Raw genomic sequence first — 17,922 nt, 5'->3', positions numbered from 1 at the left:
GCCGTCGTCAACCGATTGACGTCGCGGCGGCACGAGCGATGGGTGCCGGCACGCGAAGCGAGTGTTGGCCCGCCCCCAGTGTTCGATCCGGTTCATTCGGCCACACCATGATGGCCGATGCCCCCACGGGCACGGTGATGCTGATGTCGACCATGTCGTCGTCTCGCGACCAGTCGACGCTCGCGCGCCCGTGGGGGGTGAGCAGCGACGTGCGGGCCCAGTCGATGCCGGCGTCGACCTTGGGGGCAACGAGGATGCGTTGGTACCCCGGGTCCAGCGGGGCAAGCCCACCGATTTCGCGGTGCATCCAGTCGGCGACGGCCCCGAGCGCATAGTGGTTGAAGCTGGTCATGTCGCCCGGATTGATGCTCCCGTCGGGCAGCATCGAGTCCCACCGCTCCCAGATGGTCGTCGCGCCCATGCTGACCGGGTACAGCCAGGATGGGCATTCACGCTGCAGGAGCAGACGGTAAGCGGTGGTGACGTGGCCGGTCGATGTCAACGCATCGCAAATGAACGGCGTCCCCGCGAACCCTGTGGAGATGTGGAATCCGCTGGCGGCGACCAGCGCGGCCAGTCGGTCACCTGCCCATCGGGTCTGCGGCGAATCCAGAAGACCGAACACGATGGCCAGTGAGTACACCGTGGTGCTGTCGCTGAAGACCCGCTCGCCGTGGATGTACTCGCGCTGGAAGGCAGCCCGAAGCCCGCGTGCAATCGCCGCGAACTCCGCCGCTTCCGCGTTGCGCCCCAGTATCTCGGCCGCCGCGCGAATGCGGTCAGCGGTGCGGAACGCGCACGCGGTCGCGACGACGCCAGGGTCTGCTTTCGCATCGCCGGGACGATCTGCCGGCGCGTCCGGATCCAGCCAATCCCCGAACTGGAAGCCGGAGTCCCAGACGCCCGTGGGGGAGAGCAGTGAGTGGACCCGCCGACCGTGCGTGAGCATCGAATCGAACGACGCCTCGAGCACGCGGGGATCACCGTATGCCACCCACAGCGCCCACGGCACCCAGACGGCCGCGTCGCTCCACACGGCAGCAGCCTCCTCGGCCCCGGCTCCAGCCTGAGGCGTCACGGCGTACTTGAGGATGTCCGGCACGATGTACGGCACGACGCCATCGTGATGGTCCTGCTCGAGGTGGAGATCCTCGAGCCAGTCTGCGAGGAGGTCCTTGACGTCGAACAGGAAGGCGGCGGTCGGGGCGAACGTCGCGATGTCGCCCGTCCACCCGAGACGTTCGTCGCGCTGCGGGCAGTCCGTGGGGATGTCAACGAAATTCCCGCGCATCCCGCGAATGGCGTTGTCGTGCAGCTGGTTGAGGTCCGGGACCGAGCACTCGAAATGACCGATGCGTTGCAGATCGGAGGAGATCACGATAGCTGTGACGGCGCCCACGACCTCCTCGAGGTCGCGGTCCCAGCCGCGCAGTTCGGCATAGCGGAAGCCATGGAAGGTGAATGTAGGCTCAAAAACGTCGTCCCCTCCGCTGAGGATGAAGTGGTCGGTGCACTTCGCCGATCGCAGGGTGCGCATGGCGAGTTCACCGTCTTCCAGGACTTCGGCGTGTCGCACGGTGATCACGTCGCCGCTGCGACCGGCGATCCGCAGTCGGACGAAGCCGACGATGTTCTGACCGAAGTCGATCAGGATCGAGCCAGTGGGGCTCAGCCACACCTTCTGCGGGAGAAGCTGGTCGATTCTTCGAACAGGCGGGGCCGTGTCGAGCTCGAAGCGTTCGGGACGATAGTCGACCGCGTGCACGCTGCCCCACCGGGGGTCGCTGAAGCCCGGGGACGTCCACTTATCGTCACGGCGCCGGGCGTCGACGGTCTGCCCGTCATACAGGTCGTTGGATGTGATGTCACTGGGCCCGACTTGCCATGACTGGTCGGTGGCGACGACCTGCTCATACCCGTCGGCGAAGCGGATGCGAAGTTCGGCGTAGGCAGCGATCTCGTTGCCGTACCGCTTCGTCTCGATCCATCCGAGACGCCCCCGATACCAGCCGTTGCCCACGGCGATCCCGAGCGTCGAATGGGTGTCGATGAGCGCAGTGACGTCATGGTCCACGTAGTGGAGTCGCCATTCGTAGCTCGTCCACCCTGGAGACAGGAGATCCTCCGAGACCGGGACCCCGTTTATCCATGCCTCGCAGATCCCGAGCGCGCTCAACGACAGAACCGCGGATTCGACCTGCCCGTGGCCCGTTTCGAGGCTGAAGTCCCGGCGGAAGAGGGGCGCGCTGTCCGGCTCGGTGTCTGCCGCGATGAACTGGGCATTGCCGTTGATCATTGGTGGTCCTCCTCGGCGACGGCGAGAGTCATCCTGTGCAGCAAGTCGGTCATGCGTGCCTCGAACGACAACATGGAATTGAAGCAGGAAGAGGCTGAAACGTCGGTGTCCATGGGTGCGTCCGGGGCTGTGGTCGAGCCCTGTCGACGCCGACGGCCGGTTCACGCTAACGCTTCTTTCGGCGCAGTGTCAATCGATTTACGCGCGACTGTCGGATTGTAGATTTAATTTACGTAAATTGATTGACAATCGCGCTGACCGCCCCAGATCGGACCCCTCGAGGTTGGCCGCAGCGGGCGGTTGGTGCCGCCGCGGCCGGGCCGCTGGTCGAACTCGCCGGTTGCTGACACGACCTCAGCGTCCGCGGACGTGGCGCCCGCAACTCGGAGCGCCGTCACCGTCACCGTCGTTGTCCTCGTCCCCCGCCGCGGCGCGGCAGCGCAGTTCGCTGGGCGTCACGGGGCCCTCGAAAGGGTGACGAGCACGTCGCCCACGGCGATGTCGCGAGGCAGGCGCACGCGAGGCCCGTCGGCGGTGCCCGCCGTGTGGAGGCGCACCCGCGTGGTGCGGTGCGCCGGGCGGCGGCTGACAGTGTGCGCCTCGGAGCAGTGCGCCTCGCACCGGCTCAGATCCGCGTCGATCGTCACGTCGGCGTGGCCGTGCCCTCCGGATGCCGTGACCGCGACGACCCGCGTGACGATTAGCTAGACGAATCGCTGCCGCAGGGGCGTGGCCGCCGACCGCGGAAGGGCTTCAGCGCTCCGCACGGCGGGGGTGGCGATGCGGCCGTGCGCCGCGAGCGACTGACCCCGGAGCAGTACGTCGTCCTCGCGCAGGCTCACACCCATCGGCCAGACGGACGGCTCCACCAGATCCGCGATCGTCAGGCCTCAACCGCAGCACACACGTTCCACGGATGCAAGTCCCTGTCGTGTGCGTGCACGTCACGAAGAATGGCAGTTCCCCGGGCGTCCGGCCGCGCCGGCAGACCCTTGCCCTTCGGAAGGAATGCGACAGTGAATCAGCAGAATCAGGACACGCGCGGCGGCGCGGTCCACCCAGATCACGCCGACAAGCCCGACGCCCCTACGCAGATCGAGAAGCGCTCCTGGAAGTACGTGCTCGTCAAGACCGTGCGGGAGTTCACCGCCGATGGGTGCGTGGATGCCGCGGCCGGCCTTACCTACTATGCGGTGCTGTCGATCTTCCCCGCCCTCATCGCGGTGTTCTCGCTGCTCGGCGTCTTCGGCCAGAGCGGGTCCGCCGCCGACGCCGTGCTGGGGATCGTCGAGGACGTGGCCCCGGGTGAGACCGCCGAAACCCTCCGAGGCCCGATCGAGCAGCTCTCGCAGGCGCCGGGGGCGGGATTCGCGCTCATCACAGGCATCCTGCTGGCACTGTGGACCGCATCGGGTTACGTCGGGGCGTTCAGCCGGGCGATGAACCGCATCTACGAAGTCGAAGAGGGCCGTCCGTTCTGGAAGATGCGGCCCATGCAGCTGGTCGTCACGATCATCGCGGTGGTGTGCCTGACGATCGTCGCCGCCGGGCTGGTGCTATCCGGCGGCGTGGCCGACGCCGTCGGCAGCGCGATCGGCGTGGGGGAGGGTGTGCGCATCGCCTGGGACATCGTGAAGTGGCCGCTGCTGCTGCTGGTCGTGGTGTTCCTGATCGCCGTTCTCTACTACGCCACGCCGAACGCCAAGCAGCCCAAGTTCCGGTGGGTGAGCATGGGCGCGCTGCTTGCCATCGTCGTGCTGGCGCTGGGAACGCTCGGATTCGGACTGTACGTCGCGAACTTCTCCAACTACGACCGCACCTACGGGTCGCTCGCGGGAGTCATCGTCTTCCTGCTGTGGCTGTGGATCGCCAACCTCGCGCTGCTGTTCGGCGCGGAGTTCGACGCCGAACTCGAACGAGGACGCCAGTTGCAGGGTGGCATCGCGGCGGAAGAGGACATCCAGCTCCCCGCCCGCGACACCCGGCAGAGCGACAAGCGCGCCGAGAAGGAGCGGGAGGACATCGCCGAAGGTCGGCGTATCCGCCAGCAGCACGCCGACGACTCGTGACGGGCAGTCGGAGCCGATCAGACAGGTGAGGTGACAGCGAGTTGCGCGGGCAGCTCGGGCACGAGCGTGATCACCATGTCGTGGATCTTCCAGTCCAGTGCGGTGCACTCCTCGGTCGCCTCGGTGACCTGCTCGAGAGTGGGCATGCGGCCGCGGGTGGGCACGATGAACGCCTCGACGTGGAAGAACTGTCCCTGATCGCGCACGCGGGTGGCGACCTGGGCGACCCAGGGGAGGTGCGCGAGAACTTCGTCCACCAGGGCGGCATCCGGATGCGGGCTGTAGTCATCGAACGTGGTTGCGCGGGTGTCCATCAGATCGGTGATCGCGGCGCGGGTGTTCTTCACCCCGTCCCAGAGGATGCTGGTGGCGATCAGCGTCGCGGTGACAGCGTCCGCCCACCACAGGCCGATTCCGATTCCGGCGACCCCGACGATCGAGCCGACCGCCGTCATCCAGTCGGCCTTGTTCATGTCGGCATCCGCGTAGAGCACCTTGTTGTGCAGCTGCTCGGCCAGCTGCATCTTCACGCGGCCGAAGTAGATCGGCAGCGGAATGGTGAGCGCCATCGCCACCATCATCAGCCAGCCGAGCCACACGGTCTGGCCGAACAGCTCCACCGACCCGATCGGCGGGCGGTCGCCCCGTGCCAGCCCGATCACCGACTCCACGAGCAGGAACGCCCCCATCGCGAACAGCGCGACCCCGGCGACGAGGTGGGCGACGCCGACAGAGCGGAAGAAGCCGTAGGGGTACGTCTCGGTGGGTGGCTTCGCCATCAAGCGGACGGCCAGTAGGAACGCCAGCGGCGGGGCGAGGGAGAGCAGGTCCTCGATCCACGCAGCTTTCATCGCCTGCGAGTTGCCCATCACGAGATAGACCATCGTGATCGCCACGGCCAGGAACGCGATCGTCGCCCACTCGATTCGGATCGCGCGCTTCAGTGCGTGTGCCTGCGCTTCCGGCAGCGGCAGCTGCGGTGGGTTCACTGTGAGCCCTCCGCGCGCAGGAAGCCTTCCACGGCGGTGAGCAGGCGATTCTCGCCGAGGCGCGTAAGGAAGACGTGCTTTTTCGTCTGCCCGAACTCGTCGATCGCATCGACGTAGGGCACAGTTTCGGCGGCCTTGTCGGTCCACGGGGTGTCCTCGGTGAACCCGCCGATGGCCAGGTCCAGCTCGCCCTGACGCAGCGCCTCGGCGAGCAGCGCCTCGCTGGCTTCGGTCCACACCACGTCGGCATCGAGGTCCGCCGCCAGTTGCTCGACGAGCTCGACCTCCGAGCCGGCGGGAGGGCCCGACGTGTCTGTCCACGGCGGGTTGTGCGTGATGCCGACCCGTATCTCCCCGTCGCGAACCCGGTCCAACGTGCCGGCGGCATCCGCCGGAATCGCGGTGCAGCCGGCGAATGTCGCCGTCAGCAGTAGCGTCGAGATCACCAGGAGACGTCGGGCGTGGAGGGGGGACGGTGAGCCTGGCATGCCCCCCACCATAAGCGGCGGCCCGGCGGCGACGCGGTAGCTCGCTAATCCGAGGGATGACGCCTAGAATGGGCTCACAGGTCTCGCCGACGACACTCGCTTATCGTTTCGCCAGCAACCCGAACCGCTTGTGGCACTTTTCTCATTGAACAATCTCCGCGACCTGTCTGAGGTCAAGGAGAGAGCCCATGGGCACCCTGTATTACAGTTCCGCCAGCACCCCCGTTCAGATCGAAGACACGCTTCTGGCCCACCTGAAGGTGGTCATGGCCACGAAGCTGCGTCGCGGCGAGAGTTTCACGCTCGCGTGGCAGCACGATGAGAACAGCCCTGCCGGCCGTACGACCCTGTGGCTCGAACCTTCCATCCCGCTGCGGTTCGTGTTCGACGACGCCGATCCGGCGGTCCTCGACCCGCGCCGTTTGCAGTCGATGGCGGATGAAGTCGCCAGGACCGGTGCGATCACGCTCCCACCCCTGCACACCCCCAGGCCCGAGCGCACGCGGCAGGTAGCCGGGAGCGGTCCTCGCCGCCACCGTGGTGCAGTGACGGCCGACGCCGTGAGGGCCGACGCCGCGGCATCCGCGCGCTGACCTCAGAATTCGTCGGCGTACCCGTCGTCGAATTCGTCCTGGATCATCCCCGCCGGTGGCGACGGTGATCTGTCGTTGCGCACCCGAGCGGATACATCGCGCAGGTGTGCGACGAGATCCTCGTCGACGATCTCGTCGTACGGCGACGGTTCCGAGTCCGAAATCAGTTGACTCGCCGGGCCGATGAGTACTTCTGAGCGTCCCCGCGATCCGTCTTCATTGAGCGTCGGCACCTCGACCGTCGCCGAGTCGCCGGCGCCGGCCAGCGCCTGGGCGTAATCGAGCAGCGCATGGGCGATGGCGGTGCCGGTCAGGATCGAACTGCCCGCGTAATGAAGTCTGTCCATGTTCCGTATCTATCCCGGCAAAGCCCTCCTCGCGCACCGCCTTCCCTTCCCCGCGGACTTGGGATAAGAAGAGGCCGGCAGGGGTGCCGCTTCCGCGAGCGGGGCAGAGGGGATCACCACGATGGGCAAGTTCATTTTCGAAGGTCAGCTCAAGGCCGACTTCGAAGACAGGCTGCTCGCCCACCTGCAGGTGGTCATCGGCAGCAAGCTGCGCCGCGGGGAGTCGTTCTACTTCAGCTGGAAGGACGACGCGAGCATCGGCGACGGTCGGACCACCATCTGGGTGCACCCGCGAAGCGTGCTGGTCTACAAGTACTACGGCAGTCGCCGGGTGCCGCTGAACCCGGCGTGGCTGGGCGCCCTGGCCTACACCGCCAACTCTCCGCACGGGCTGTACGTCGTGCCCGAGCCCGCCCCCGACACAGAGACTCCCAAGTTCGATGAAGCGCATTGACATCGCCTACGGCGGCCACTCCTACTCGATCAGCGGTCGCGACATCGCGGACCTCCGCGAGGAAATCCTCACCCGCATCGGCAGTGAAGCGCCCGCCTTCTGGCTCGAGGTGAACCATGGCGAGGGGCAGCCGCGACCGACGTTCCTGCTCATCACCCCGACGACCGAGCTTGCGCTGACACCGATTCCGGGGGACGAGGAAGCTGTCGGGTCGTGACGTCGAACCGCGGCCGCAGCCACAACGCGACGTAGACCAGTCCCACCAGGACGGGCACTTCGATGAGGGGACCGACGATGCCGGCGAGGGCCTGGCCGCTCGTGGCTCCGAAGGTGCCGATGGCCACGGCGATGGCGAGCTCGAAGTTGTTGCCCGCCGCGGTGAAGGCCAGCGTCGTGGTGCGCTCGTAGCTCAACCCGATCGCCCTGCCGGTGGCGAAGCCGAGGAAGAACATGCCCGCGAAGTATGCCAGCAGCGGAAGCGCGATGCGGGCGACATCGAGGGGATGATCCACGACCTGCCGGCCCTGCAGTGCGAACAGCATGACGATGGTGAACAGCAGGCCGCCGAGCGCCAATGGACCGACCTTGGGCAGGAACACCGACTCGTACCAGTCCCGGCCGCGGCGGCGCTCGCCGATGAGGCGGGACAGGTACCCGGCGATGAGCGGAACGCCGAGGAAGACCAGGACGCTCAGGGCGATCGCCCACAGGGAGAAGTCGGCGCTCGTGGTGGGCAAGCCGAGCCACGTCGGCAGCACCTGCAGGTAGAACCAGCCGAGCCCCGCGAACGCGATCACCTGGAAGACGGAGTTGAGAGCGACCAGGAATGCCGCAGCCTCCCGGTCGCCGCACGCCAGATCGTTCCAGATGAGCACCATGGCGATGCAGCGGGCGAGGCCGACGATGATCAGTCCGGTGCGGTACTCGGGCAGGTCTGGCAGCAGCAGCCACGCCAGCGCGAACATCAACGCCGGGCCGACCAGCCAGTTGAGCGCGAGCGACGAGACGAGCAGGCGCTTGTCGCGGCCGATCACGGCGGCATCCGAATAGCGCACTTTCGCCAATACCGGGTACATCATCACGAGCAGGCCGATCGCGATCGGCACGCTGACGTTGCCGATGGATGCCGCGTGCAGCAGCTCCCCGAACCCGGGAGCGAACACCGCCAGCCCCAGCCCGGCGGCCATCGCCAGCAGGATCCACACCGGCAGCAGGCGGTCGAGTACTCCCAGGCGTGCCGGGGCGATGTCGGAGGTCACGTCCGCGTCACGCAGTCGGCGCGGGCGTCGTGGTGAACAGTTGCGAGACGCGGTCCAGCGCGCCGGGGACGAGCGCGAAGTACGCCCACGTGCCGCGCTGGCTGCGGGTGAGGAACCCCGCCTCGGTCAGGACTTTGAGGTGGTGCGACACCGTCGGCTGGCTCAGCCCCACGGGCTCGATCAGGTCGCACACGCACGCTTCGGCGTTCTCGGATGCCGCGACGATCGACAGCAGCCGCAGCCGGGTGGGATCGGCCAGCGCCTTCATCGTCTTCGCGAGCTTCTCGGCTTCGGCAGCCGACAACGGCTCCCGCACGAGCGGGGTGCAGCAGACGGTGGCGCTGACATCCGTGACTTCGAGCGTGATGGCCATGTATCGATACTAGTCGATATTGACAGCCGTCGATATCGAGGATAGAACTGAATATCGACGATCATCGATATCTGAGGAGCCCACGATGACACTGCTGGATCTCACACCTCGTCCCTCGGTCGACGGCGCGCTCGCGTCGCTGCCCGTCGCGATCATCGGTGCTGGGCCGGTGGGCCTGGCCGCCGCTGCGCATCTGGTCGAACGTGACATCGACTTCGTCGTCTACGAGGCGGGCGACACCATTGCGGCCAGCGTGCAGGAGTGGGGGCACACCCGGCTGTTCTCGCCGTGGCGGCACCTGGTCGACCCCGCCGCACACCGGCTGCTGGAGCGGCAGGGGTGGGTGCTGCCCTCACCGGACCGAGCGCCGACCGGTGCTGAGCTCGTGGAACAGTACGTCGCACCGCTCGCGCGGCTGGAGCCGATCGCCTCCCGCCTCCGCACCGGTGCGACGGTGCTCGCCGTTTCGCGGCAGGGCATGGACCGCACTCGCACCCGCGGGCGCGCCGCGACGCCGTTCGTGCTGCGCGTCCGCGACGCGGCGGGCGACGTGTCCGACCTGACTGCGCGCGCCGTGATCGATGCCTCCGGCACCTACACCTCGCCCAATCCGCTGTCCTCCGACGGGCTCGAACTGCTGGGCATGGGCGCCATCGCCGACCGCGTGACCGCGGCGCTGCCCGACGTGCTCGGGCGGGACCGTGCCCGGTTCGCCGGTCGCCGGGTCACCGTGGTCGGGGCGGGGCACTCCGCAGCGAACACTCTGCTCGGCCTCGTCGAGCTGGCCCGTGACGAACCCGGGACGGCTGTGACGTGGCTCATCCGCAACGACAGCGCCGCGCGGGTGTCGTCCTCGCCCGACGACGAACTCCCCGGCCGCGCGCACCTCGGCGGCCGTGTCGATGCCGCCGTCGCGCGCGGCGAGATCACCGTCGTGGACCGGTTCGAGATCGTCCGCGGCAGCATCGACGGCGATGCCGCGGTGCTCGTCGGCAACCGGGGTGGTGAGCTGGTCACCCACGTCACCGACGTCGTGGTGAACGCGACCGGCTTCCGCCCCGACCTGGACATGCTGCGGGAGATCCGGCTCGACCTCGACGATGTCGTCGAGGCGCCCGCGCGCCTGGCGCCGCTGATCGACCCGAACGAGCACTCCTGCGGCACCGTCGCACCGCACGGCTTCCGCGAGCTCGCCCACCCCGAGCCCGGGTTCTTCATCGTGGGGATGAAGTCCTACGGCCGCGCTCCCACCTTCCTGCTGGCCACCGGCTACGAGCAGGTGCGGTCGGTGACCTCCTGGCTCGCCGGTGACACCGCCGCCGCGTCGACGCTGCAGCTCGTGCTCCCGGCGACGGGTGTGTGCTCCACTGACCAGGCGGGCGGATGCTGCTGATGACCTTGCGGGAGATGACGGCTACCGACTGGCCCGCCGTGGCGGAGATCTACCGCCAGGGGATCGAGGACGGCGAGGCGACCTTCGAGACCCGCACCCCGACGTGGCCCGAGTTCGACGCCGGCAAGCTGACCTCCCCGCGTCTGGTGTCCACCGGCGACGACGAGCGGGTGCTGGGCTGGGCGGCGGCATCCCCGGTCTCATCGCGCGAGGCATACCGCGGCGTCATCGAGCACTCGGTCTACGTGGACCGTGGCGCGCGGGGCCAGGGCATCGGCCGGCTGCTGCTGGCCGCGTTCGTCGATGCCGCCGACGCCGCCGGGCTCTGGACCATCCAGTCGAGCATCTTCCCCGAGAACACCGCCAGTCTGCGGCTGCACGAGGCGGCGGGTTTCCGTGTCGTCGGGCGTCGCGAGCGGATCGCGCGTGCCGCGGTCGGGCCGCACGCCGGCAGCTGGCGGGACACCGTCCTCATCGAGCGGCGGAGCACCCGCGCCGGGTGCGATTGACTGGTACTGCGACACCGAAGGTCTACGAGGAGAGCCCCCATGCCCGACAAGCCCGCCGTCCTGTTCGTCTGCGTGCACAACGCCGGCCGCTCGCAGATGGCCGCCGGCTACCTGCGCGCACTCGCCGGAGACGACATCGAGGTGCTGTCGGCCGGTTCCGCCCCGAAAGACCAGATCAATCCGGTCGCCGTCGCGGCGATGAGCGAGGAGGGGATCGACATCGCGGGGAACACCCCGAAGGTGCTCACCGTCGACGCGGTGAAGCAGTCCGATGTCGTGATCACGATGGGGTGCGGGGATGCCTGCCCGATCTTCCCCGGCAAGCGCTACGAGGACTGGGTGCTCGATGACCCCGCCGGGCAGGGGATCGAGGCCGTCCGCCCGATCCGTGACGAGATCCGCCGCCGGGTCGAGGTGCTCATCGCGGAGTTGCTGCCCGAGCGGTGACCCGCATGCCGCGCGGCGGCGTCCGCGGCTGATCGCCTGTCGCCCGGTGTCGCTTCGCGGCGCCTGAAGTACCCCACGCGCCGGCGGTTTCTCCCGGCCGATCGCTGCGCGCGGCTCTGCCGAGGTTCGTAGTGTTCGCGGTAAGCAATTCCGCCAACGTGATGAGTTCGAGACTTGCTCAGGCGCGGCGAAACGGTATTGTGAACGCAAACATCCATCTCATCGACGAAGATGGCGAACGCACGATCTCGCATCAACCGCCGATGCACACCGGTCGCGCCTGGGGGCGCGTCCTCCTCGAAGGAGAGCGACACATGACAACGAAGTTCCGCGGCGGTCGTACCGCTGCAGTCACGGCTCTGGCAGCCGTCTCCGCGGTCGCCCTGGCCGCATGCAGCGGCGGCAGCGCAGGCACGAGCCCGGAGGAATCCTCGGGCGACGCGGTCGAGATCACCTACATCCACCGCCTGCCCGACGGCGAGGGCATGACCGCCGTCGCCGACATCGTCGACCGCTGGAACCAGGACAACCCTGGCATCCAGGTCACCGCCACGAAGTTCGACGGCGCGGCCAGCGACCTGATCCTCAAGCTCGAGACCGACGTCAAGGCCGGCAATGGACCGTGCCTGGCGCAGCTGGGCTACTCCGAAGTGCCGCAGCTGTTCGTCAAGGGTCTGCTCGAGGACGTCGCCGCCGAGGCGGGCAAGTACGAGGGCGATTTCGGCGCCGGCGCATACGCGATGATGACCGTCGGCGACGCCGTCGTCGGCCTGCCGCAGGACACCGGCCCCCTGGTCTACTACTACAACGAGGCGGAGTTCGAAGCGCTCGGCCTGCAGGTGCCGACCACGATCGAGGAGCTCTCCGCCAGCGCGGCGATCGCCGCCGACTCGGGCAAGTACCTCGCCGCGTTCACCCCGGACGAGGCACTCAACTGGCTCGCGGCGCAGTCCGCCGCCGCCGGTGACGCCTGGTTCGACACCTCGGGCGACTCCTGGTCGGTCGAAGTCGAAGGCCCCGGCAGCCAGAAGGTCGCCGCGTTCTGGCAGGGTCTGGTCGACGGGCAGGACGCCCTGATGACCGAGCGCTGGGGCGAAGGCTTCACGCAGGCCATCAACGACACGGCTCTGATCGGCCACATCGGCGCAGCGTGGGAGGCGGGCTTCATGCTCGACTCGCTCGACGGCACTGCGGCCGAGGGCCAGTGGCGCGTCGCGCAGCTGCCCGACTTCGGCGCCGGCGCGATCTCGGGCCCCGACGGCGGCTCCGGCGTGGCTGTCATGGCCGGCTGCGAGAACCCCGCCGAGGCGATGGAGTTCAACGGCTGGTTCAACACCCAGATCGATGACCTCGCGTCGCAGGGCCTCGTCGTGGCGGCCAACGGCACGCCGGAGACCAGCGAGAAGATGCTGCGTCAGTTCGGCGGTCAGGACGTGCTGGCAGAGCTGGCCACGGCATCCGCTGCGATGAACCCGGAGTTCGTCTACGCTCCCGGATTCGCCTCGCTCACCACGATGAACGAGACCGCCTCCGGTGTCGCCACGGGTGGGGCCACGGTCGCGGACGTCTTCACGACCGGGCAGAACGACGCCGTCGCGGCGCTGAAGGACCTGGGCCTGCCGGTCGCGGACTGACGCGCTCCGCCGACACCCGCTGAGCCGGCGGAGCGCAGGGATCACCCATGCGCTCCGCCGGCTCCTGCACTTGAAAGACGATGACATGACACTGACCAGCCCGCCCACAGTGGTCGCCGCAGCTGCCAAGACGCGCGCGACCTCGCCGAAGCGAAAGGACCGAGCCCGACGCGGCGGCGCACGGCGGGAGGCGGTGACCGGCTGGCTGTTCCTGGCCCCGTTCGCGGTGCTGTTCGTCGTCGTGTTCGTCATCCCCATCGGCGTCTCGATCCGCGCGTCGATGTTCGGGGAGGTTCCCTCCGGTGAGGGCCTGTACGGCGGCGGCGAGCTGGTGGAGAAGTTCGTCGGCTTCGACAACTTCGCCATCGCGATCGCCAACGAGACGTTCTGGGCAGGCATGGGGCGCGTGCTGCTCTACGCGCTCGTGCAGATTCCGGTCATGACGATCGCCGCCCTCGGTCTCGCGCTCCTGCTGGACGCGTTCATCGTGCGCCGTCCCGCGTTCTTCCGCCTTTCATTCTTCCTCCCGTACGCCATCCCCGGTGTCATCGCCGCGATGATGTGGCTGTACCTGTACACCCCCGAGGTGTCGCCGTTCATGCAGTACCTCCCCGAGGGGACGGACTTCATGGCGCCGGGCACGATCCTGCTGTCGATGGCGAACATGACGACCTGGACCTACACCGGGTACAACATGCTCATCTTCCTCGCCGCGCTCCAGGCGGCCCCGCGCGATCTCTACGAGGCGGCCCGCATCGACGGGGCGACGGGCTGGCAGATCGCGATCAAGATCAAGGTTCCGCTGGTGCGCGGCGCCGCCCTGCTGTCGGTGCTGCTGTCGATCATCGGCACGATCCAGCTGTTCAACGAACCCACGGTCATGGAGAGCCAGAACCCGTGGATGGGCAAGGGCTACACGCCGATGATGCTCACCTACAACTCGCTGCTCGGTGCGATCTCGCCCTCCGGCACGGGGATGGCCTCGGCCTACTCGCTGCTGATGGCCATGATCGCCGGCGTCTTGGCGATCATCTACGCGCTGCTCCAGCGCCGCAAGGGAGACAACTCATGACCACCGCGACTCGCATCGGAAAGCGGCGCGCCCGCGAGGTCGACTTCGACCTGCCCCCGAAGAACGCGCTGCCGACGCTGCGGGGCAAGATCGCCGGGCTCATCGCGCTGGTCGCGGCCGCGGTGTACTTCCTCGGCCCGGTGTACTGGCTCGTCATCGCGGCGACGAAGAACAACCGCGACCTCACCTCGTCGTTCGGCTTCTGGTTCGCGGAGTGGAACCTCGGCGCCAACTACGAGAGCCTCATGTCCTGGACCCAGGGGATGTTCTGGCGCTGGGTGGGCAACTCGATCTTCTACTCGGTGACCGCCGGCGTCGTGGGCACGCTCTTCGCCGTCATGGCCGGCTACGCCATCGCGAAGTTCACCTTCCCCGGCAAGAAGATCGCCGTCGGCGTCATCATGGCGGGACTGCTGATGCCGGTGGCGCTGCTGACCGTGCCGCTGTACTTGGAGTTCCACGCCCTCGGTCTGGTGGACACCGCGTGGGCGATCATCATCCCCTCCGCCGTCTCGCCGTTCGGCGTGTTCCTGGGGATGGTCTACGCCCAATCGGTGCCGACAGAGCTGCTCGAGGCGGCACGCATCGACGGGGCGGGGGAGCTGCGGATCTTCTTCACGATCGTCATGCGCCTGCTCGCGCCGGCGATGGTGACGATCTTCCTGTTCATCTTCGTCGCGACCTGGAACAACTTCCTGCTGCCGCTGCTGATGGTGTCCTCGCAGGAACTCAAACCCGTCACGCTCGGCTTGTTCGGCATGATGAGCTACTTCTCGCCGAACAAGGGTGCCGTCATGCTCGGCGCGCTGCTGGGCGTGCTGCCGCTGATCATCCTGTTCTTCACGCTGCAGCGGTACCTGCGCTCGGGTCTGGCCGCCGGCGCCGTCAAGGGCTGACACCCGGACCACGAAGAACCCCCGGCGCCGCGGGCGCCGGGGGTTCTTTTCGTGCAGGTGGACGGCGCTCAGGAGCCGATGAACTCCTCGGCCTCACCCAGCGTTGCGACGTCGCGGATCTCGAGCTCCACCGGCAGCTGCTCCAGGTCCAGCACCCGCACCTCGTTGGTCCCGGCACGCCACAGCGGCGCCGGCGCGTAGAGGGTCTCCTGCGGGCCGACGCTCCAGTAGCGGCCGAGGAGGAAGCCGTTGAGCCAGACCAGGCCCATGCTGCCGCCGGGGAGGGCGAGCCACGCGTCGGCGGCTTCGTCGAGCTGGACGGTCGCGGTGGCCAGGCCGGCTGCCGCGGTGGTGTCGCCGATGCCGGTGAGCGAGCCGTCGAGCGGGACGATCCGGTGCGTCCAGCCGTGCAGGTAGCGCCGGCCGAGCAGCACGCCGCCGAGGATGCCCTTGTGCTCGCCGATGTGGGCGCCGTAATTGATCCGGCCGAGGCTCTCCACGATCAGCGTCAGGTCGTGGTCTCCCGCGCCGTCGAGGACCACACTGGTCTGGCCGTCCCGCTCGAGCCGAGCGACCGGCTCACCGTCGAGGAGCACGATCGCACGATCGTGCAGCCCGTTGATCGTGAGGCTCGTCTCCGTCCCGATGTGCACGCGCGTCTCGTACACGACGACGCCGTCCGCGACGCCGAGCTCCTCGAACGTCGCGGGCCGGGCGCGGCGTTCCCCCGCGGGCAGGGCGCGAAGCGTCTCGCCCAGCGATCCCTCGCGCACCAGCGGCACCGACTGCGGCTCCTGGAACCACGGTTCGGCCGGCACGGGAGGCAGCGGCTCGTCGTGGAACGGGGCGAAGGCGGCGCGCAGGGCCTGGAACTTGGCGCCCACGCGGCCATCCTCGGCGATGGGGGCATCGGAGTCGTAGCTGGTGACGGTCGGCTGCAGCACGCCGTCCCAGTTGGCTCCGGCCCACAGGCCGAAGTTGGTGCCGCCGTGGGCCATGTACAGGCTCACCGAGCCGCCGGCTGCCAGCAGTGCGTCGACGGTGCCGATCATGCTGGCGGCACTGCGGACGTGATGGCGTTCTCCCCAGTGGTCGAACCAGCCGCCCCACAGTTCACTGCACAGCAGCGGCGTGGCATCCGGCAGGAGCGTCTGTGCCGTGTCGACCCCGGTGCCGAACGTGAAGCTCGGCATGGCGCCGTCGACCGAACCGTGCCGCTGCATATCGGGGGTGATGCCGTCGGCGGTGGTGAGCAGTTCCACGATGCCGTGTGCGCGCAGCAGATCGCGCTGGTGCTCCATGTAGACGCGGTCAGAGCCGAACGAGCCGTACTCGTTCTCGACCTGCACCGCCACGATCGGGCCGCCGTTGACGGCCTGCAGCGGTGCGAGGCGGGGGAGCAGCTCGGCGTACCAGGCCTCGATCGGGCCGAGGAAGGCGGGGTCGCTGCTGCGCACGTGACGCGTGCGGGCGGTCAGCCAGGCCGGGATGCCGCCGTTGGTCCACTCCGCGCAGATGTACGGGCTCGGTCGCACGTAGACATCCAGCCCCACCTCGGCGGCGAGCCGGATGTAGCGCTCGATGTCCTGCCAGCCGTCGAAGCGGCGTGCGCCCTCGACCTGTTCGTGGAAGTTCCACGGGATGTAGGTGTCCACCGTGTTCGCGCCCATGGCTGCGAGCCGACGCAGCCGGTCCTCCCACTGGTCGGGGTGCACGCGGAAGTAGTGCACGGCACCGGCCAGCATGCGATGGGGGCGCCCGTGCCGCAGCAGGGTGCCGTCGACATATGTGAGCGCTGCTACTGAGGAGTGCTGGTCGACCGCTGCGGGCGTATCCATCCGTGGGCTCCCTTTCGATTACGGGACCCTCGGTCCGAATGGTGCGATGTTTGCGTTCACATCTCATGACATTCTGCCCTATTTCGGGGTGCGATGGAATGTTCTGGTGGTGCGCTCACTACGATGAGTCCATGCCGCGCCGCACCTCGGGGGATCGAGCCCCCAGCCAGGTCGATGTCGCGCGTGTCGCGGGCGTCTCCACCCAGACCGTTTCCCGCGTCATCGCGGGGCAGGCCAATGTGCGCCCGGAGACGGCGCACCGGGTGATGGCGGCCGTGGAGGCCACCGGCTACCGCCTGCACGCCGCCGCAGCCTCGCTGGCGTCGGGGCGCACCCGCATGCTCGGGGTGATCTCGGTGTCGACCGCGCGCTACTCCACCAGCGCGATCCTGCTCGGCGTCGAGGCCGTCGCCGCCCAGGAGGGATACGCCGTCACCTCCGCGAGCGTCCCGCAGCACTCCCCGCCATCGGCGTTCGTCGAGGCGTTCGACCGGCTCGAGCGTCAGGGTGCCGAGGGCATCGTCCTGCTCGCACCCGTGGGCTTCCTCCCCGACGCGCTGGGCAGTCGCACCGATCGCACCCCCACCGTGGGTCACCGTCAAGCCGATGGGCAGGGGGTCGATGCGCTCATCAACCAGCGTGCGATCGCCCGCGCGGCGACCGAGCACCTGCTCGATCTCGGGCATGAGACGGTGTGGCACGTGTCGGGCGATGAGTTCTGGCAAGAGTCCGTTGCCCGCCGGGAGGAGTGGGAGCAGGTGCTGCGCGAGCGCGGCATCACGCCCCCGCCGGTGATTCCGGGCGACTGGTCGCCGGAGTCGGGCTACCGCGCCGGCCGCACGATCGCGGTGATCCCCGGCGTGACGGCGGTGTTCGTCTCCAGCGACGAGATGGCCTTCGGCATGGTGCGGGCGCTGCACGAGGCGGGACGCTCCGTCCCCGGCGACGTCTCGGTCGTGAGTGTCGACGACATCGCGCTCGCGGCCTTCGCGACGCCGGCGCTCACGACGGTGCGCCAGCCCTTCGAGCAGGTCGGCCGCACCGCCGCGGAGCGGGTGATCGCACTGATCGAGGAGCGCGAACCGCTCACCACCACACCGGTCGCTCCCGAGCTGATCGTGCGCGCCTCCGCGGCGCCGCCGCGTACCGCGGACTGATTCACCGCGCCATGTGGTCGCGGATGCTCTGCCTCTGAATGATCACTAGACTGACTGAAACACCGCACGCGCAATCACAATCGATCAATCTCTGATCAGGGCGCTGCG

18 protein-coding genes are annotated in these 17,922 nt (G+C 68.4%); 11 read left to right on the top strand and 7 right to left on the bottom strand.

The features are described from left to right. Positions 1-7: 7 nt before the first annotated feature. Entirely contained in the window at positions 8-2,296 is a 2,289-nt protein-coding gene (locus QNO11_RS13785) for an alpha-L-rhamnosidase (protein WP_257507691.1), read from the bottom strand. Positions 2,297-3,312: 1,016 nt separating this feature from the next. Here QNO11_RS13785 and QNO11_RS13780 point away from each other — a divergent pair. After that, positions 3,313-4,365, top strand: a complete 1,053-nt coding sequence (locus tag QNO11_RS13780) for a YihY/virulence factor BrkB family protein (protein WP_257507692.1) — start codon at positions 3,313-3,315, stop codon at positions 4,363-4,365. Between the two features lie 17 nt (positions 4,366-4,382). On the opposite strand, the gene QNO11_RS13775 is transcribed toward QNO11_RS13780, so the two are convergent. Together QNO11_RS13775 and QNO11_RS13770 are read right to left on the bottom strand one after the other, a co-directional pair. Then, positions 4,383-5,354: a cation diffusion facilitator family transporter gene (locus QNO11_RS13775; protein ID WP_257507693.1), complete on the bottom strand. Its 972-nt coding sequence runs from the start codon at positions 5,352-5,354 to the stop codon at positions 4,383-4,385. Continuing rightward, complete coding sequence (locus QNO11_RS13770; protein WP_257507694.1) at positions 5,351-5,842, bottom strand: transporter substrate-binding domain-containing protein; 492 nt, start codon at positions 5,840-5,842, stop codon at positions 5,351-5,353. The genes QNO11_RS13775 and QNO11_RS13770 overlap by 4 nt, the downstream gene beginning before the upstream one ends. Before the next feature lie 188 nt (positions 5,843-6,030). Here QNO11_RS13770 and QNO11_RS13765 point away from each other — a divergent pair, with 188 nt between their 5' ends. After that, entirely contained in the window at positions 6,031-6,435 is a 405-nt protein-coding gene (locus QNO11_RS13765; RefSeq protein WP_257507695.1) for a DUF7882 family protein, read from the top strand. Between the two features lie 2 nt (positions 6,436-6,437). Here the strand turns inward: QNO11_RS13765 and QNO11_RS13760 are convergent, their stop codons facing one another. Then, the gene (locus QNO11_RS13760) at positions 6,438-6,782 is read right to left on the bottom strand and encodes a hypothetical protein (RefSeq protein WP_257507696.1); all 345 of its coding nucleotides are present in this window, start codon (positions 6,780-6,782) and stop codon (positions 6,438-6,440) included. 121 nt (positions 6,783-6,903) lie between these two features. Here QNO11_RS13760 and QNO11_RS13755 point away from each other — a divergent pair, with 121 nt between their 5' ends. After that, on the top strand, positions 6,904-7,236 hold the full coding sequence (locus QNO11_RS13755; RefSeq protein WP_257507697.1) for a DUF7882 family protein: 333 nt from the start codon (positions 6,904-6,906) through the stop codon (positions 7,234-7,236). Beyond that, complete coding sequence (locus tag QNO11_RS13750) at positions 7,223-7,453, top strand: hypothetical protein (RefSeq protein WP_257507698.1); 231 nt, start codon at positions 7,223-7,225, stop codon at positions 7,451-7,453. Before QNO11_RS13755 ends, QNO11_RS13750 begins: the two co-directional genes overlap by 14 nt. Here the strand turns inward: QNO11_RS13750 and arsB are convergent. Together arsB and QNO11_RS13740 are read right to left on the bottom strand one after the other, a co-directional pair. Then, positions 7,389-8,423 carry an ACR3 family arsenite efflux transporter gene (gene arsB, locus QNO11_RS13745; protein WP_374113787.1) on the bottom strand — a complete coding sequence of 345 codons (1,035 nt, stop codon included), beginning with the start codon at positions 8,421-8,423 and terminating at the stop codon, positions 7,389-7,391. The two genes, QNO11_RS13750 and arsB, sit on opposite strands and share 65 nt — an antisense overlap. A 79-nt stretch (positions 8,424-8,502) precedes the next feature. Then, positions 8,503-8,868: an ArsR/SmtB family transcription factor gene (locus tag QNO11_RS13740; RefSeq protein WP_257507700.1), complete on the bottom strand. Its 366-nt coding sequence runs from the start codon at positions 8,866-8,868 to the stop codon at positions 8,503-8,505. Positions 8,869-8,953: 85 nt separating this feature from the next. Between QNO11_RS13740 and QNO11_RS13735 the strand changes: the two genes are divergently transcribed. From QNO11_RS13735 to QNO11_RS13710, 6 genes are all read left to right on the top strand, one after another. Next, a complete protein-coding gene (locus tag QNO11_RS13735; protein WP_257507701.1) occupies positions 8,954-10,261 on the top strand; it encodes an NAD(P)-binding domain-containing protein in 1,308 nt (435 codons plus the stop codon). After that, a complete protein-coding gene (locus QNO11_RS13730) occupies positions 10,252-10,770 on the top strand; it encodes a GNAT family N-acetyltransferase (RefSeq protein WP_257507702.1) in 519 nt (172 codons plus the stop codon). Before QNO11_RS13735 ends, QNO11_RS13730 begins: the two co-directional genes overlap by 10 nt. A gap of 39 nt (positions 10,771-10,809) precedes the next feature. After that, entirely contained in the window at positions 10,810-11,217 is a 408-nt protein-coding gene (locus QNO11_RS13725; protein ID WP_257507703.1) for an arsenate reductase ArsC, read from the top strand. 314 nt (positions 11,218-11,531) lie between these two features. Further along, positions 11,532-12,851 carry an ABC transporter substrate-binding protein gene (locus tag QNO11_RS13720; protein WP_257507704.1) on the top strand — a complete coding sequence of 440 codons (1,320 nt, stop codon included), beginning with the start codon at positions 11,532-11,534 and terminating at the stop codon, positions 12,849-12,851. Between the two features lie 85 nt (positions 12,852-12,936). Beyond that, positions 12,937-13,923 carry a carbohydrate ABC transporter permease gene (locus QNO11_RS13715; RefSeq protein WP_257507705.1) on the top strand — a complete coding sequence of 329 codons (987 nt, stop codon included), beginning with the start codon at positions 12,937-12,939 and terminating at the stop codon, positions 13,921-13,923. Further along, complete coding sequence (locus tag QNO11_RS13710) at positions 13,920-14,819, top strand: carbohydrate ABC transporter permease (protein ID WP_257507706.1); 900 nt, start codon at positions 13,920-13,922, stop codon at positions 14,817-14,819. Before QNO11_RS13715 ends, QNO11_RS13710 begins: the two co-directional genes overlap by 4 nt. A 68-nt stretch (positions 14,820-14,887) precedes the next feature. On the opposite strand, the gene QNO11_RS13705 is transcribed toward QNO11_RS13710, so the two are convergent. Continuing rightward, complete coding sequence (locus QNO11_RS13705; RefSeq protein WP_257507707.1) at positions 14,888-16,657, bottom strand: glycoside hydrolase family 35 protein; 1,770 nt, start codon at positions 16,655-16,657, stop codon at positions 14,888-14,890. 131 nt (positions 16,658-16,788) lie between these two features. Here QNO11_RS13705 and QNO11_RS13700 point away from each other — a divergent pair, with 131 nt between their 5' ends. Next, positions 16,789-17,814 (top strand): LacI family DNA-binding transcriptional regulator, encoded by a 1,026-nt coding sequence (locus QNO11_RS13700; RefSeq protein ID WP_257507708.1) that lies wholly within the window; start codon positions 16,789-16,791, stop codon positions 17,812-17,814. Positions 17,815-17,922: the final 108 nt, after the last annotated feature.

The organism is Microbacterium sp. zg-B96 (genome assembly GCF_030246865.1).
GTDB lineage: Bacteria > Actinomycetota > Actinomycetes > Actinomycetales > Microbacteriaceae > Microbacterium.
This window is presented reverse-complemented; position numbering and strand designations above follow the sequence as displayed.

What these genes read in the sequence shown, in the direction of transcription:
- QNO11_RS13785 (WP_257507691.1), bottom strand. Translation starts at nt 2,296, where the DNA reads ATGATCAACGGCAATGCCCAGTTCATCGCGGCAGACACCGAGCCGGAC.
- QNO11_RS13770 (WP_257507694.1), bottom strand. Translation starts at nt 5,842, where the DNA reads ATGCCAGGCTCACCGTCCCCCCTCCACGCCCGACGTCTCCTGGTGATC.
- QNO11_RS13765 (WP_257507695.1), top strand. Translation starts at nt 6,031, where the DNA reads ATGGGCACCCTGTATTACAGTTCCGCCAGCACCCCCGTTCAGATCGAA.
- QNO11_RS13760 (WP_257507696.1), bottom strand. Translation starts at nt 6,782, where the DNA reads ATGGACAGACTTCATTACGCGGGCAGTTCGATCCTGACCGGCACCGCC.
- QNO11_RS13755 (WP_257507697.1), top strand. Translation starts at nt 6,904, where the DNA reads ATGGGCAAGTTCATTTTCGAAGGTCAGCTCAAGGCCGACTTCGAAGAC.
- QNO11_RS13750 (WP_257507698.1), top strand. Translation starts at nt 7,223, where the DNA reads ATGAAGCGCATTGACATCGCCTACGGCGGCCACTCCTACTCGATCAGC.
- arsB (WP_374113787.1), bottom strand. Translation starts at nt 8,423, where the DNA reads ATGGCCGCCGGGCTGGGGCTGGCGGTGTTCGCTCCCGGGTTCGGGGAG.
- QNO11_RS13740 (WP_257507700.1), bottom strand. Translation starts at nt 8,868, where the DNA reads ATGGCCATCACGCTCGAAGTCACGGATGTCAGCGCCACCGTCTGCTGC.
- QNO11_RS13735 (WP_257507701.1), top strand. Translation starts at nt 8,954, where the DNA reads ATGACACTGCTGGATCTCACACCTCGTCCCTCGGTCGACGGCGCGCTC.
- QNO11_RS13730 (WP_257507702.1), top strand. Translation starts at nt 10,252, where the DNA reads ATGCTGCTGATGACCTTGCGGGAGATGACGGCTACCGACTGGCCCGCC.
- QNO11_RS13725 (WP_257507703.1), top strand. Translation starts at nt 10,810, where the DNA reads ATGCCCGACAAGCCCGCCGTCCTGTTCGTCTGCGTGCACAACGCCGGC.
- QNO11_RS13720 (WP_257507704.1), top strand. Translation starts at nt 11,532, where the DNA reads ATGACAACGAAGTTCCGCGGCGGTCGTACCGCTGCAGTCACGGCTCTG.
- QNO11_RS13715 (WP_257507705.1), top strand. Translation starts at nt 12,937, where the DNA reads ATGACACTGACCAGCCCGCCCACAGTGGTCGCCGCAGCTGCCAAGACG.
- QNO11_RS13710 (WP_257507706.1), top strand. Translation starts at nt 13,920, where the DNA reads ATGACCACCGCGACTCGCATCGGAAAGCGGCGCGCCCGCGAGGTCGAC.
- QNO11_RS13705 (WP_257507707.1), bottom strand. Translation starts at nt 16,657, where the DNA reads ATGGATACGCCCGCAGCGGTCGACCAGCACTCCTCAGTAGCAGCGCTC.
- QNO11_RS13700 (WP_257507708.1), top strand. Translation starts at nt 16,789, where the DNA reads ATGCCGCGCCGCACCTCGGGGGATCGAGCCCCCAGCCAGGTCGATGTC.